Genomic DNA, 13,842 nt, shown 5'->3' on the forward strand with positions numbered 1-13,842 from the left:
ACGGACCCATATGGGGTGGGTAAGCCAGTCGGAGAAGGACGATGACCCGCACCGCAACGCTCTATCGCATGGTAATGCCCAGCCACACTTGTCCCTATGGCCTCAAGGCAAAGGACCTGCTCCGCCGGAAGGGCTACGCCGTCGACGACCGATGGCTCAAGACGCGCGAGGAAACCGACGCCTTCAAGGCGGAGCACGGCGTCGCGACCACGCCGCAGGTCTTCATCGAGGGCGAGCGGATCGGCGGCTATGACGACCTGCGCCGCTTCTTCGGTCTTCGGGTCGTCGATCCCAAGGCGACCACGTATCGCCCTGTCGCCGTCCTGTTCGCACTGACTGCATTGATGGCGCTGGCGGCGAGTTACGCTGCCTATGGCGATGCGCTGACGGTGCGCGCGGGCGAATGGTTCGTGGCCTTCTCGATGGTCGTGCTGGCGCTCCTCAAGCTCCAGAATGTCGACCGGTTCGCGACGATGTTCCTCAACTACGACCTGCTCGCGCAGCGCTGGGTGCCGTACGGCCATGTCTATCCCTATGCCGAGGGTCTGGCGGGTCTGCTGATGGTCGCGGGCATCGCGACTTGGGCATCGGTGCCGATCGCACTGTTCATCGGCACGATCGGCGCGGTGTCGGTGTTCAAGGCGGTCTATCTCGACAAGCGCGAACTCAAATGCGCGTGCGTCGGCGGCGACAGCAACGTGCCGCTCGGCTTCATCTCGCTGACCGAGAATCTGATGATGATCGCGATGGCGCTGTGGATGGCGGCGGGGGCGCTCGGCTGGATGCCGCACGCCGCTCCGGCGCCTGCGCACGGTATGACGATGACGACGAACGCCGATCCCGACACCGCGTTCATGCAGGGGATGATCCCGCATCATCGCGGCGCGATCGACATGGCGAGGACGGCGCTGCGCGAAGGCAAGGACCCCGAAGTGCGCGCGCTCGCCAACGACGTCATCCGCGAGCAGGATGCCGAGATCGCGAAAATGCAGGCATGGCTCGCCCGCCGCGGCGACGATGCCGGCGCCATGGCGCACTGAGGCGCCTTCGCCTAAGGTCGGGCAAATGGTCGAGCCGCTGCCCATTGCCTTTGCCCGGCATCTGACGCGCGATCGCCGGCGATCGGCGCATACCGTGCGTGCCTATCAGGCGACGGCCGAGCGGTTGCTGGCGTTCCTGCGTGAGCACTGGGGCGGGCCGGTCGATGCCGCTCAGCTTGACAGGGCAACCGCGGCCGACCTGCGCGCCTTCCTCGCGGCCCGGCGGGGAGAGGGGCTGTCCAACGCCTCGGCCGCGCGGGAATTGTCGGCGGTGCGCGCGTTCCTCGCTTTTGCCGGCGCGCCGCCGCCGCGGATCGCCGGCCCGCGCGTCAAGAAGGGCGTGCCGCGACCGATCGCGCCGGCCGAGGTGGTGGCGCTGGCCGAGGAAGTGTCGGAGGACGCCGCCGAGCCGTGGATCGCTGCGCGCGCCTGGGCGGTGCTGCTGCTGCTCTACGGTGCGGGGCTGCGCATCGGCGAGGCGATGGCGCTGACCCCCGCGATCCTGCCACTGGGAGAGACGATCCGCGTCACCGGCAAGCGCGGCAAGACGCGGATCGTCCCGTTGTTGCCTGCGGTCCGCACCGCGGTCGAGGCCTATGCCGCCGCGTGCCCCTATGCGCTGACGCCCGAGGCGCCGCTGTTCCGCGGCGCGAAGGGCGGAGCGCTGTCGCCCGCGATCATCCGCCGCTCGGTGCGCATGGCGCGCGTGCGGCTGGGGCTGTCGGATCGCACGACCCCGCATGCGCTGCGCCACAGTTTCGCGACGCACCTGCTGGGGCGCGGCGCGGACCTGCGCGCGCTGCAGGAACTGCTCGGCCATGCCAGCCTCGGCTCGACGCAGATCTATACCGCGGTCGATGCCGCGCACCTGCTCGACGTCTATCGCAACGCGCATCCGCGGGCGTGACCGCCTCCATTTCCTTCATCCGCATCGGCGCCGACGGCGTGTGCAGCGCGAACGAGCGTGCGGTCGCAGCCGAGGTGCCGATCGCGGTCGAGTTCAACGGCATCGGCTATGCGGTGCTGATGGCGACGCCGGCCGATCTGGATGACCTCGTCACCGGCTTCGCACTGGCGGAACGGCTGGTCGAGGGAGCGGATGAGCTGCCCGAGATCGATGCTCACCAGACCGAGCGGGGCATCATCGTGCGGGCGACCTTGGTGCCAGAGCGCGCCGCGCGCGCCGCCGACCGGGTGCGGCACCGCGTGTCCGAAAGCTCGTGCGGGCTGTGCGGGATCGAAAATCTCGAGCAGGCGCTGCGCCCGCTGCCCCGCGTGACCGCGACCAGCGAAGCGCAGGATGTTGCGATCTTCGCCGCGCTGGCCGCACTTCGCGATCACCAACCGCTCAATCGCGAAACCGGCGGCGTCCATGCCGCGGCGCTGGTGGCGAGCGACGGGACGATTCGCCTCGCCCGTGAGGATGTCGGGCGGCACAATGCATTCGACAAGCTGATCGGGGCGATGGCGCGTCAGGGCCTCGACTGGGACGGTGGCTTCGCGCTTCTGTCCTCGCGCTGCTCCTTCGAGCTGGTCGAGAAGGCGGCGCTTGCGGGCTGCCCGCTGCTCGTCACCGTGTCGGCCCCCACCGCGCTTGCGGTCGAGCGCGCGCGCGAGGCGGGGGTGCGGCTGGTGGTGCTTGCCCGGTCCGACGCGATGCTGGCGGTGGCCCCATGATCCTGGGCGCGGTGCTGGCGGGCGGGCGGGCGAGCCGGTTCGGCAGCGACAAGGGCGCGGCGCTGTTCGAGGGGCGGGCGCTGATCGACCATTCGCTGACGGCGCTCGGCCGGCACTGCCAGGGACTAGTGGTCGTCGGGCGCGATTGGCCCGGCGTCCCGAGCGTATCCGACCGGCCCGCGCCCGATCTCGGCCCGCTCGGCGGGCTGGCGGGTGCGCTGCATTACGCGCTGGCGATCGGGGCAGAGCGGGTGCTGACGCTCGGTTGCGATACACCGCTGGTGCCCGACACGCTGCTTGCCGAACTGGTGGCGCGGGACACGGCTGTATTTCTCGACGGCCTGCCGGTGATCGGCATCTGGCCGGCAAGCCTGTCGCCGATGCTCGACGACTTCGTCGCGACCGATCCGCGGCGGTCGATGCGCGGCTGGGCGGCGCGATGCGGGGCGGAGGCGCTTGCCGCGCCCCCGCTTCCCAACATCAACACCCCCGCCGATCTCGACCGGCTCGGCTGACCTTTACTGCGCTGCCGCCGGGGCAGCGTTCGTCCGGTACTTGTCGAACCAGGCCAGGATCGCGCTCGCCTTCGCCGCCGACTGGCTGGGCCGGGCGGTGAAGCCGCCATGGCTGGCGCCCGTCACCTTGACGAGCGCGGTCGGCACGCCGCGGATCTGGAGCGCGGCGTAATATTGCTCGCTCTCGCTCACTGGCGTCCGGTAATCCTCGCTCCCTACGACGACCAGCGTCGGCGTCTTGACGTTGCCGACGAGGCTCAGGGGCGAGCGCGCCCAGTAGCTCATCGGATCCTCCCAGGGCTGCTTCCGGAACCAGTAGCGCGAGGTGAAGCCCGTGCCGTCCATCGTCAGCGCCTCGCTGATCCAGTTGATGACGGGCTTCTGCGTCGCGGCCGCCTTGAACCGGTCGGTCTTGCCGACGATCCAGCTCGTCAGCACGCCGCCGCCCGACCCGCCGGTGACGAACAGGTTGTTGGGATCGGCGAACCCTTGCGCGATCGCCGCATCGACCGTCGCCATCAGGTCGTCATAATCCTCGCTCGGATAATTCTTGTCGATGAGGTTGGCGAACTCGGCCCCGTAGGAGGTCGACCCGCGCGGGTTGGCGTAGACGACCGCGTAACCGGCAGCGGCATAGAGCTGGTAGTCGCTCGCGAAGACCGGCGCATAGGCGGTGTGCGGCCCGCCATGGATCTCGAGGATCGTCGGCACCCGTGTGCCCGGCTGGTAATTGGGCGGCAGGACGATCCACGCGTCGATCTTGCGCCCGTCCTTCGACGTGACGGGCACGGGGCGCAGGTCGCCCATCGTCTTGCCCGCCATCCACGTCTCGTTGAGGCGGGTGAGCGGCTTGCCGCCGAGGTACACGTCCGCCGGCTTCTTCCAGTCGCCGCCGGTATAGGCGACCTGACCCCGGTCGGAGACGCTGAACGTGCCACCAGTATAAGGCCGGTCGAGCCCGCCGCCCGCCAGCCCCCCGACGACGGGGGTCAGCCGCCCGTCGAGACCGATCCGCGCGACCTTCTTCTCGGCATGGTCGTCATAGCTGACATAGATGCTGCGCCCGTCCTTCGCCCAGACGGCGGTCTCGATCTCGCGGTCGAGGTTGGCAGTCAGCGAGCGCGGGTTCGAGCCGTCGGCATCCATGACGTAGAGCTGCGCCGGCTCGTTGCTGCGATATTTGTCGTCATAGCCGATATAGGCGATCTTCGACCCGTCGGGCGACAAAGCGGGCGACTGGTCGGGGCCGTAGCGCTTGGTGAGCTGGCGGAGCGAGCCGCTCGCCACATCGACGCTGAACACCTCGCTGTCGTTGGCCTCGCGCTCCCAGTCGGGGCGACGATTGGCGGCGAAGACGATCCGTCGCCCGTCGCTCGACCAGCTCAAGGGACCGCCATCCTGAAAATTGCCGAAGGTCAGCTGGCGCGGGGCGCCGCCATCGGCCGAGACGACGAAGATATGGTCGAAACCCGGCTTCAGATAGCCGGCACCATCCGCGCGATACGTCACGCGATCGATGATCTCCAGCGGTTCGGCCCATTTCGCTCCTTCGGGCTTGGGCGGCGCCTTGCCGAGCTTCATGCCCTCGCCCGGCACGCGCATCGTATAGGCGATCTGGCGCCCGTCGGGTGACCAGGCGAGCGCGTCGGGGCTGTCGGGCAGGCCGGTGACCCGCGCGGTCGCGCCGGTCGCCAGCCAGCGGACATGGAGCTGCGGCGCCTGCCCCGGCTCGGCCGCGACATAGGCGAGGCGAGTGCCGTCGGGCGACCAGCGTGGGCTCGACCCCGTCGCGGCGAGCGGCGTCTGGGTGCCGGTCGCCGTGTCGATCAGCCAGATCGCGCTCGCCATCCGGTCGGCCATGATGTCGCCGGTGCGGCGGACATAGGCGATGCGGCGGCCGTCGGGGCTAATCTGCGGGTCCGATGCCTGTTCAAGGTTGAACAGGTCGCTGCCGGTGAAGGTGCGGCTCGGCGCGTCCGTTTTCGTCGGCGCATCCTGGGCGAGCACGGGCAGCGCGGCGCCGGCGAGCAGCAGCGCAAGGGCGTGGCGAAGCATCGGTAATTCCTCCCTTGGGTCGGCGCGGAACCTTGCGCGGGCGCTGCGCGCGCGCAAGCGGTTTCGTCGGTTACTTGGCGCGCGCAAGCGCCGCGACGCAGCCCGCCGCAATGAGCGCCGCCATCCCGACGATGCCGATCGCCGTCGAGGCCGACAGCCCTTGCTCGATCAGGAGCCCGCCGATCACCGGCCCCAGCACCGCCGCGCCGCGCCCGACGCCGACCGCGAAGCCCGTTCCCGTCACGCGCAGCTCGGGCGGGGAAGCCGCGCGCGAGCAGGGCATAAAGGCCGACGATCCCGCCGAAAATGCCCATGCCCGCGACGAATGCGGTCGGCTGGAGCGCCGAAAGGTCGGTGAGAAGCGCGAACGCCGCGAAGCTCGCGCTCGTCACCAGCATCGCCGCGATCAGCAGGCGGTGGAGCCCCAGCCGCGGCGCCGCCCAGCCGAGCAGCGCGCCGCCGATCACGCCGCCCAGGCTCATCAACGCCGAGGTGCGGATCGCATCGGGCGCCGCGTGGCCGAGGTCGGCCATCGCCTTGGGCAACCAGCCGCTGAAGAAATAGAAGGCGAGGATGTGGAGGAAATAGGCGGCGACGAGCAGGAGCGTCAGCCGGCGATAGCGGGCGCCGAACAGGGCGGCGATGCTGCCGCTCCGCGCCCGTTCGGCCGGCGCGGCGGGCAGGGCGGGAAGGTCGAGCCGGCGGGCGAGCGCCGCCAGCTTCTCGGGCGATCCGTTCGCGCCGGCGAGGAAGGCGAGCGACTCGGGCAAGGCCGCGTAGACGACGGGTACGAAGGCGAGGGTGACGATCCCGCCCGCCACAAAGATCGCCTGCCACCCCTGCGTCGCGGCGAGGTCGGCGACCGCGAAGCCGCCAACGAGCCCGCCCGCCGGATAGCCGACCGCCATCGCCGCGACGCAGAAATCGCGGCGGCGCTCGTTGGCGAACTCGGCGGCGACGGCGTTGGCGGCGGCGACCATGCCGCCGATGCCGATCCCGGTGACGACGCGCCAGAGGCAGAGGCTGGCCAGCCCGGTCGCGGTCGCGGTCAGCGCCATGCCGCCGCCCATCAGGACGAGGCAGACGAGCACCAGCGGCCTTCGCCCGCGCCGGTCGCCGAGCGGGGCGAGGACCAGCGAGCCGATCGTCATCCCCACCATCCCCGCCGACAGCGCCAGCCCCAGCCGCGCCGGCCCGATGCCCCAGTCGGCGGCGATCCCCGGCGCGGCGAAGGTGATGGCGAGCACGTCGAAGCCGTCGAGCGCGTTGAGCAGCACCGCGAGCACCACCGCGATGATCTGGACCCGATGCATCGGCCGGTGCGCGAGCGCGTCGTTCGCGGCATCAGGGCCGGCCCCGCTCATGTTTCGCGCCGAAGCTCGACCGTCACACTCGCCAGCGCGGGCGGCAGGGCGTTGGGCTTGTCGACGGTGACGGCGGCGGCGAGGACGCCGGGCATCGCGAGGCACCGCGCGGCCAGCCGCTCGGCAAAGGTCTCGATCAGCGCGATGCGCATGTCGCCCAGCGCCTCGGCCGCGGCGGCGATCGCGCGATAATCGACCGTCGACTCGATCGCGTCGGCATCGACGCCTTCGGTGTGTAGTTCCACCGCGATCACCAGCGGCTGGCGCCGGCTCATCTCGTGCGCATGGATACCGATATCGGCGACGACGGTCAGGTTGCGCACCGCCACCCGCGTGGAGCGGAGAACGCGCGCCGGGGCGGGGGCAAGCCTAAGCTCGACCATGAGTCATTTCCGCCGCGCGGACGGTGTTCTGGAGGAGGCAGGCGATGGTCATCGGGCCGACGCCGCCGGGCACGGGTGTCACGGCGCGAGCGTGCTGTACCTCATCGAAGGCGACGTCGCCGACCAGTCGGGTGCGCCCGTCCTCGCCCGTCACGCGCGTGATGCCCACGTCGATCACCACCGCGCCCGCCTTGATCCAGTGCCCACGCACCAGCCGCGGGCTGCCCGCCGCCGCGACCACGATGTCGGCTCGCGCGCAGATGGCGGGCAGGCCCTGCGTCGCGATATGCGTCACCGTCACCGTCGCCTCGCGCTCAAGCAGCCGCATCGCGACCGGCTTGCCGACGATGTTGGACTTGCCGATCACCACCACGTCGAGACCGCGATAATCCTCGATCACCGTGTCGAGCAGCTTCATGCAGCCGAGCGGCGTGCAGGGGACGAGCCCGCCAATTCCTGTCGACAGACGTCCGACATTGACCGGGTGAAAGCCGTCGACGTCCTTCTCCGGTGCAATCGCATCGAGCACCGCGCCCGCGTCGATCTGCGGCGGCAGCGGCAGCTGGACGAGGATGCCGTGGACGCCCGCATCGGCATTGAGCGCGGCAATCAGCGCCAGCAGCGCCGCCTGTTCGGTGTCGGCCGGCAGCCGATGCTCGATCGAGCGGATACCCGCCGCCTTCGCCGCCACGAGCTTGCGCGCGACATAGACCTCGCTCGCCGGATCGTGCCCCACCAGCACCACGGCAAGGCCCGGTGCGGCGGGCAGCGCGGCGACGCGCGCGGCCGTGTCCGCCGCCAGCGTCGCGGCGATCGCCCGCCCGTCGATGATCGCCGCCATCAATTCCGGAAGACGACGGTGCGGTGCCCGTTCAGCAGCACCCGGTCCTCAAGATGATAGGCGACCGCCGCGGCGAGCACCCGCCGCTCGATGTCGCGCCCCTTGCGGACGAGGTCCTCGGGCGTGTCGGCATGGCTGATCGGCTCGACATCCTGGGCGATGATCGGCCCTTCGTCGAGATCCTCGGTCACGTAATGCGCGGTCGCGCCGATCATCTTCACGCCCCGCGCATGCGCCTGGTGATAAGGCTTGGCACCCTTGAAGCCGGGCAGAAAGCTGTGGTGGATGTTGATGCAGCGCCCCGACAGGAACGCCGACAGGTCGTCCGACAGGATCTGCATGTAGCGCGCCAGCACGACGAGGTCGGCGCCCGTCTCCTCGACGATCGCCTTGATCTGCGCTTCCTGCTGCGGCTTGGTCTCGGGGGTGATCGGCAGGTGGTGATAGGGGGTGTCGCCGACCATCGACACGTTGAGCGCCGATTGCGGGTGGTTGGAGATGATCGCGACCACGTCCATGTCGAGCTCGCCGATCCGCTTGCGATAGAGAAGGTCGCCCAGGCAGTGGTCGAACTTCGACACCATCAGCACGACCCGCTGCCGCTCGCCCGCCGAGCGCAGCTTCCATGCCATGCCGTGGGTCGTTGCGATCTCTGCAAACGCCGCGCGGAGCGCTTCGACTTCGCCCGCCAGCTCGAAGACGACGCGCATGAAGAAGCGGTTGGTCAGCCGGTCGTCGAACTGCTGCGCGTCGACGATGTTGCCGCCGTTGCTCGCCAGAAAGCCCGCCACGGTCGCCACCAGACCCGGCTTGTCGTCGCACGACAGGCTCAGCGTGCAGATCGTCGTCACTTGATTCTCCCCCTTCAGTGCGCGCGCGCCTGATAGCCGTTGATCCACTCGACGGTGTTAACGAGGCCGCCGAACGGATAGAAATGGAGCCGCACCGGCCCGTGCGCGGGCGTCAGCCGCGCAGCGAGCGCATCGACCAGCTTGTCCGGCCCGGCCCTGCCCAGCAACTGCGTGATCGACACGCCGTACTTGGTCATCACCGCCGCCGACGCGCCGACACCGCAGCGCGCCGCGAAGCGCAACAGCGTCTTGATCCCCGCCGGCCCCGGCACGCCGATGCGGACCGGTGCCATGATGCCGCGCGCGCGAAGCTGCTCGAGCCAAGCGATGAAGGGATCGGCGTCGAAGCCAAACTGGGTGACGATCAGCGCGCCGAGCCCGCGCTCGTCGAGCGCCGCGAGCTTGGCCTCGAGCGCCGCCCACAGCCCCGCTTCGTCCATGTTCGGATGCCCCTCTGGATGGCCGGCAACGCCGACCGCGCGGAAGCCGTGCTTTTCGAGAAGGCCGGTGCGGATGATCGACAGCGTGTCGGCGAACGGCCCGGCGGGCTCGGGCGGGTCGCCCGCGACGATGAAGGCGCGCCGCGCCCCCGCCTCGTCCACCGCGCGGCCGAGCATCGTGTCGAGCTCGGCGTGCGTGGCGATCCGCCGCGCGGACAGGTGCGGCATCGGCTCGAATCCCAGCCGGCGCACCGCCGCGGCGGCGGCGACGCGCGCGTCGATCGTCTCGCCGGGCAGGAAGGTGATCGCCACCGGCGTTTCCGCCGCGATGCCGGGCGCGGCGGCGTGGAGCGCGTCGAAGTCCTTGGCGGTCATCTCCAGCGAATAGCCGTCGGTGACGATGGCGGGCATCGTCGCCCAGGCGGGATGCAGTGCCTCGCTCGGATCGACCATCATCGCTCTCCCGTCGCTCGCTCCTCGGCGTCGTCGCGAAACCTCTAGCCGACGCGCGGCAATTCGTATAGACGAAAGTTTCAGAAACGCGAAAACGGAGATGGATCGAGCGTGAGTGCGCCGCTGCCCCTGTTGCTGGTGCCGGGTCTGTTGTGCGACGCGCGCGTCTTCGATCGTCAGGTCGGCGCGTTGCCGGACGCCCATGCCGTCTCCGGCCATGGTGTGCAGGCCCGCCTTGCCGACATGGCCGACACGATCCTCGCAGCCGCGCCGCCGCGATTCGCGCTGCTCGGCCATTCGATGGGCGCGCGTGTCGCGATCGAGATGTGGCGCCGCGCGCCCGAGCGCGTCGACCGGCTCGCGCTCGTCAGCACCGGCACGCACCTGCCGCGCCCCGGCGAGGCCGAGAAGCGCCGCGCGCTGCTGGCGACCGGCCGCGATCAGGGGATGGCCGCGCTGGTCGATGCCTGGCTGCCGCCGATGTTCGCGCCCGCCCACCGCGACGATCGCGCGCTGACCGATCCGAGCCGTACCATGTGCATCGACCAGGGCGTCGATGCCTATGCCGCACAGATCGAGGCGCTGCTCGCCCGGCCGGAGATCGACAGCCTGCTGCCGACGATCGACGTCCCCGTGCTCGTCGCGGTGGGCGACCAGGACGGCTGGGCGCCGCCCGAGCAGCACGCCGCCTTCGCCGCACGCATCCCCGCCGCGCGGCTCGTCGTCGTGCCCGGCGCCGGCCACATGCTGCCGGTCGAGGCGCCCCAACCCTTCAATGCGGCGATCCGCGACTGGCTCGCCGCCCCCCATCCCAATGGAGAGACGAGATGACTGACCAGAGCCTGCAATCGATCCTCGACCAGAGCGGCGATATCGTCGATCTGCTGCGCAACCAGCAGGTCGGGCCCAACGTCTATCCGGGCGTGCCGGGCGAATATTCGAACTGGCGCAGCGAACAGATCGCCTGGGCACAGACCGCGGTGCTGTTCAACCAGTCGTTCCACATGGTCGATCTGGAAGTGAGCGGCCCCGACGCGTTCGCGATGCTCAACTATCTCGGCATCAACAGCTTCAAGGGCTTCGTCCCCGACCGCGCCAAGCAGTTCGTGCCGGTGACGCCCGACGGCTATGTCATCGGCGACGTGATCCTCTTCTACCTCGAAGAGAACCGCTTCAACCTGGTCGGGCGCGCGCCGACGATCGAGTGGGTCGAATATCACGCCGCGACCGGCGACTGGGACGTGACGGTCGAGCGCGACGAGCGCACCGCCGTCCGCCCGGATCCGGAGAACCGGAAGAACTACCGCTTCCAGCTGCAGGGCCCGAACGCCATGGCGGTGCTGGAGGTGGCGATGGGCGAGACGCCGCCCGACCTCAAATTCTTCCACATGGCGCGCATCCGGATCGCCGGGGTCGAGGTGCGCGCGCTGCGTCACGGCATGGCGGGGCAGCCGGGTTACGAGCTGTTCGGCCCGTGGAAGGATTACGACACCGTCCGCAACGCGCTGATCGCGGCGGGCAAGGACCATGGCCTGACGCTGGTCGGCGGGCGCACCTATTCGTCGAACACGCTGGAGAGCGGCTGGATCCCCTCGCCGCTGCCCGCCATCTACACCGGCGAGGCGCTGAAGCCCTATCGCGAATGGCTCAAGGCCAACAGCTATGAGGCGAAGGCGTCGATCGGCGGCAGCTTCGTCCCCGACAGCATCGAGGGCTATTATCTGACGCCCTGGGACCTGGGATACGGCCCGTTCGTCAAGTTCGACCACGACTTCATCGGCCGCGAGGCGCTCGAGCGCATGGCCGGCCAGCCGCAGCGCAAGAAGGTGACGCTGGCGCTCGACAATGCCGATGTGATGCGCGTCATCAGCTCGGCGCTGCAGAAGGGCGAGCGCGCCAAGTACATGGAGTTCCCGAGCGCGGTCTATTCGATGCACCCCTATGACGCGGTGCTGAAGGACGGGAAGACCGTCGGCCTGTCGACCTGGATCGGCTATTCGGCGAACGAGGGCAAGATGCTGGCGCTGGCGATGGTCGAGCCCGACTTCGCCGAGCCGGGGACCGAGGTGTCGCTGCTGTGGGGCGAGCCGAACGGCGGCACGCGCAAGCCGACGGTCGAGCCGCACGTCCAGACCGAGATCAAGGCGATCGTCAGCCCGGTGCCGTACTCTGAGGTCGCCCGAGACAGCTATGCCGAGGGCTGGCGGACAAAGCAGACGGCCTGATCCCTCGTGATCCCGGGGTCCCGCTTCGTCTTCTCCTAAGCAAGAAGAAGCGGGACCCGGATCAAAGGCAGGGTGACGGAAACAAGCTCGTACCCCGGCCTGCGCCGGGGTACTTCGCCTCTGAAGGCCTAGCGCTCGCGCGGCTTCGCCAGCGCCGACAGCATCCCGCGTACCGTCCGCACTTCCTGCGCGGTCCAGCCGGGCTTGGTGAGCAGCGTTCGCAGCATCCGCTTGGTCGTCGGCACGCGATCGGGTGGGAAGAAATAGCCGGCGCCCTCCAGCATCGTCTCGAACTGGCCGATCATCCCGTCGAGATCGGCCTGCGGGGCGGGCGGGTCGAGCTCGGTATCGGTGGGCTGCACCAGCGCGACGTGCTTCGACCATTCGTACGCGACGAGGATTACCGCCTGAGCGAGGTTCAGCGAACCGAACTCGGGGTTGATCGGCACCGTCAGGATCTCGCGCGCGATCGCGACGTCGTCGGTCTCGAGGCCCGAGCGCTCGGGCCCGAACAGGATCGCCGAGCGGCCGGTGCGGCCATGGATGCCGATCGCGGCTTCCTCTGGCGTGACGACGGGTTTGGTCACGCCGCGCTTGCGGACAGTGGTCGCATAGACATGCGCGCAGTCGGCGACCGCGTCATGGACGGTCTCGTAGACCTGCGCCCCGGCGAGCACGACGTCCGCCCCGCTCGCCGCCGGCCCGGCGGCTGGATTGGGCCAGCCATCGCGAGGGGCGACGAGCCGCATCTCGGTCAGCCCGAAATTGAGCATCGCGCGGGCGGCCTTGCCGATATTCTCGCCGAGCTGGGGGCGGACGAGGACGATGACCGGGGGCGGGGCGGGGGACCGCTGCTCCTCCGTCCGTCCCGAGCGCAGTCGAGGGGCATCGCCGAGCGAAGTCGAGGCCCGAGCCGCTCGTTCGCCAGGCGGGGCGGCAAGCCGCTTCAACCGATCCCAATCCTGCGCGATCAGCGCCTCCTTCTTCGCGCGCGACCATGCCTTGACCCGCAGTTCCGTCGCCAGCGCTTCCTCCCGCGTCGGGAACTCCGCCGTCCAGACCAGCTCCAGCGGCCGGCGATCGTGCGTGTAGCCGGTATAGGCCCCCGAATGATGCTGGGCGATCCGCCGCTCCAGATCGTCGGTATTGCCGGTATAGTAGGTGCCGTCGGCACAACGCAGCATGTAGGTCCAGAAAGTCACGGGAGGCGGTTCTCGCTGCGCTCGAACAGGTCCCTCGACTTCGCTCGGGACGAACGGATTGGATGAGCGGCGCTTATCCCTCGATACGCCGTCTCGACAAGCTCGAAGGCTATTCGGGACGAACGGTGAGGGTCGGGCTTGCGTCAGAAACAGACTTCACCCTCGCCCCACCTCGCTTACGCTCCCCGCGAACTCCTCGAAGTCGCGGGCCTCGCGGAAGTCCTTGTAGACGCTGGCGAAGCGGATGTAGGCGACCGAATCGAGGCCCTTCAGCCCGTCCATCACCATCTCGCCGATCCGGCCCGAGGCGACTTCGCCCTCGCCCGCGGTCTCCAGCTGGCGCTGGATGCCAGAGACGAGCTGTTCGATCCGAACCTGATCGATCGGCCGCTTGCGGCAAGCGATGGAAACCGAGCGAAGGAGCTTTTCGCGGTCGAAGGGTTCGCGACGCGTGCCCTCGGTCCCGGCCTTCACGACGACGAGGTCGCGCAGCTGGATGCGCTCGAACGTCGTGAAGCGCGCGGCGCAGGCCGAGCATTGCCGCCGACGCCGGATCGCCGACCCGTCCTCCGACGGGCGGCTGTCCTTCACCTGGCTGTCGTCATGGCCGCAGAACGGGCAGCGCATTCAGAGGCCCGGCGTCTTCTTCTTGCCCTTGTAATAGGCATAGCCCGCGCCCGCCGCCGCACCGATGATCGGCCCGACGAACGGTACCGGGATGGCGACGACGGCGCCGAGCGCCGCCCATTTGGCCATGCTCTTGCCCAGCGGCTTGTCGATCTTGTCCATGTCCGAA

The 13,842-nt window shown here is 69.6% G+C and carries 13 protein-coding genes and 3 pseudogenes; 7 read left to right on the forward strand and 9 right to left on the reverse strand.

All coding sequences use genetic code 11. From position 1 onward, the window contains the following. Nucleotides 1-41: 41 nt before the first annotated feature. From COC42_RS10805 to mobA, 5 genes and pseudogenes are all read left to right on the forward strand, one after another. Nucleotides 42-764, forward strand: a pseudogene (locus COC42_RS10805) (MauE/DoxX family redox-associated membrane protein); the annotation flags it as partial. A gap of 54 nt (nucleotides 765-818) precedes the next feature. Continuing rightward, a pseudogene (copM, locus tag COC42_RS17685) lies at nucleotides 819-1,040 on the forward strand (CopM family metallochaperone); the annotation flags it as partial. Nucleotides 1,041-1,065: 25 nt separating this feature from the next. Then, the gene (locus COC42_RS10810) at nucleotides 1,066-1,947 is read left to right on the forward strand and encodes a tyrosine recombinase XerC (protein ID WP_176484642.1); all 882 of its coding nucleotides are present in this window, start codon (nucleotides 1,066-1,068) and stop codon (nucleotides 1,945-1,947) included. Continuing rightward, nucleotides 1,944-2,717 (forward strand): formate dehydrogenase accessory sulfurtransferase FdhD, encoded by a 774-nt coding sequence (gene fdhD / locus COC42_RS10815; RefSeq protein WP_096343356.1) that lies wholly within the window; start codon nucleotides 1,944-1,946, stop codon nucleotides 2,715-2,717. The genes COC42_RS10810 and fdhD overlap by 4 nt, the downstream gene beginning before the upstream one ends. Continuing rightward, complete coding sequence (gene mobA, locus COC42_RS10820) at nucleotides 2,714-3,232, forward strand: molybdenum cofactor guanylyltransferase (RefSeq protein WP_096343357.1); 519 nt, start codon at nucleotides 2,714-2,716, stop codon at nucleotides 3,230-3,232. The genes fdhD and mobA overlap by 4 nt, the downstream gene beginning before the upstream one ends. Before the next feature lie 3 nt (nucleotides 3,233-3,235). Here mobA and COC42_RS10825 read toward each other — a convergent pair whose 3' ends face one another. From COC42_RS10825 to COC42_RS10850, 6 genes and pseudogenes are all read right to left on the reverse strand, one after another. Beyond that, nucleotides 3,236-5,287 carry an alpha/beta hydrolase family protein gene (locus tag COC42_RS10825; RefSeq protein WP_096343358.1) on the reverse strand — a complete coding sequence of 684 codons (2,052 nt, stop codon included), beginning with the start codon at nucleotides 5,285-5,287 and terminating at the stop codon, nucleotides 3,236-3,238. Between the two features lie 239 nt (nucleotides 5,288-5,526). Then, a pseudogene (locus COC42_RS17940) lies at nucleotides 5,527-6,651 on the reverse strand (MFS transporter); the annotation flags it as partial. Beyond that, the gene (locus COC42_RS10835; protein ID WP_096343360.1) at nucleotides 6,648-7,034 is read right to left on the reverse strand and encodes a dihydroneopterin aldolase; all 387 of its coding nucleotides are present in this window, start codon (nucleotides 7,032-7,034) and stop codon (nucleotides 6,648-6,650) included. The pseudogene COC42_RS17940 and the gene COC42_RS10835, both read right to left, overlap by 4 nt. Then, nucleotides 7,021-7,875: a bifunctional 5,10-methylenetetrahydrofolate dehydrogenase/5,10-methenyltetrahydrofolate cyclohydrolase gene (locus tag COC42_RS10840; protein ID WP_096343361.1), complete on the reverse strand. Its 855-nt coding sequence runs from the start codon at nucleotides 7,873-7,875 to the stop codon at nucleotides 7,021-7,023. Before COC42_RS10840 ends, COC42_RS10835 begins: the two co-directional genes overlap by 14 nt. Beyond that, entirely contained in the window at nucleotides 7,875-8,726 is an 852-nt protein-coding gene (gene purU / locus COC42_RS10845; RefSeq protein WP_096344146.1) for a formyltetrahydrofolate deformylase, read from the reverse strand. Before purU ends, COC42_RS10840 begins: the two co-directional genes overlap by 1 nt. A gap of 14 nt (nucleotides 8,727-8,740) precedes the next feature. Next, nucleotides 8,741-9,619 (reverse strand): methylenetetrahydrofolate reductase, encoded by an 879-nt coding sequence (locus COC42_RS10850; RefSeq protein ID WP_096344147.1) that lies wholly within the window; start codon nucleotides 9,617-9,619, stop codon nucleotides 8,741-8,743. Between the two features lie 111 nt (nucleotides 9,620-9,730). On the opposite strand from COC42_RS10850, the gene COC42_RS10855 reads away from it, so the two are divergent. Together COC42_RS10855 and desA are read left to right on the forward strand one after the other, a co-directional pair. Then, the gene (locus COC42_RS10855; protein ID WP_096343362.1) at nucleotides 9,731-10,450 is read left to right on the forward strand and encodes an alpha/beta fold hydrolase; all 720 of its coding nucleotides are present in this window, start codon (nucleotides 9,731-9,733) and stop codon (nucleotides 10,448-10,450) included. Continuing rightward, a complete protein-coding gene (desA, locus tag COC42_RS10860) occupies nucleotides 10,447-11,844 on the forward strand; it encodes a syringate O-demethylase (protein ID WP_096343363.1) in 1,398 nt (465 codons plus the stop codon). Before COC42_RS10855 ends, desA begins: the two co-directional genes overlap by 4 nt. Before the next feature lie 128 nt (nucleotides 11,845-11,972). Here desA and COC42_RS10865 read toward each other — a convergent pair whose 3' ends face one another. From COC42_RS10865 to COC42_RS17690, 3 genes are all read right to left on the reverse strand, one after another. Next, nucleotides 11,973-13,046 carry a TrmH family RNA methyltransferase gene (locus tag COC42_RS10865; protein WP_096343364.1) on the reverse strand — a complete coding sequence of 358 codons (1,074 nt, stop codon included), beginning with the start codon at nucleotides 13,044-13,046 and terminating at the stop codon, nucleotides 11,973-11,975. Between the two features lie 156 nt (nucleotides 13,047-13,202). Then, on the reverse strand, nucleotides 13,203-13,673 hold the full coding sequence (nrdR, locus tag COC42_RS10870) for a transcriptional regulator NrdR (RefSeq protein WP_096343365.1): 471 nt from the start codon (nucleotides 13,671-13,673) through the stop codon (nucleotides 13,203-13,205). After that, entirely contained in the window at nucleotides 13,674-13,835 is a 162-nt protein-coding gene (locus tag COC42_RS17690) for a hypothetical protein (RefSeq protein ID WP_176484643.1), read from the reverse strand. Nucleotides 13,836-13,842 lie beyond the last annotated feature (7 nt).

The organism is Sphingomonas spermidinifaciens, from assembly GCF_002351485.1.
GTDB lineage: Bacteria > Pseudomonadota > Alphaproteobacteria > Sphingomonadales > Sphingomonadaceae > Sphingomonas > Sphingomonas spermidinifaciens.

Coding starts and splice junctions, on each gene's coding strand:
- COC42_RS10810 (WP_176484642.1), top strand. CDS start 1,066: ATGGTCGAGCCGCTGCCCATTGCCTTTGCCCGGCATCTGACGCGCGAT.
- mobA (WP_096343357.1), top strand. CDS start 2,714: ATGATCCTGGGCGCGGTGCTGGCGGGCGGGCGGGCGAGCCGGTTCGGC.
- COC42_RS10825 (WP_096343358.1), bottom strand. CDS start 5,287: ATGCTTCGCCACGCCCTTGCGCTGCTGCTCGCCGGCGCCGCGCTGCCC.
- COC42_RS10835 (WP_096343360.1), bottom strand. CDS start 7,034: ATGGTCGAGCTTAGGCTTGCCCCCGCCCCGGCGCGCGTTCTCCGCTCC.
- COC42_RS10840 (WP_096343361.1), bottom strand. CDS start 7,875: ATGGCGGCGATCATCGACGGGCGGGCGATCGCCGCGACGCTGGCGGCG.
- COC42_RS10850 (WP_096344147.1), bottom strand. CDS start 9,619: ATGGTCGATCCGAGCGAGGCACTGCATCCCGCCTGGGCGACGATGCCC.
- desA (WP_096343363.1), top strand. CDS start 10,447: ATGACTGACCAGAGCCTGCAATCGATCCTCGACCAGAGCGGCGATATC.
- nrdR (WP_096343365.1), bottom strand. CDS start 13,673: ATGCGCTGCCCGTTCTGCGGCCATGACGACAGCCAGGTGAAGGACAGC.
- COC42_RS17690 (WP_176484643.1), bottom strand. CDS start 13,835: ATGGACAAGATCGACAAGCCGCTGGGCAAGAGCATGGCCAAATGGGCG.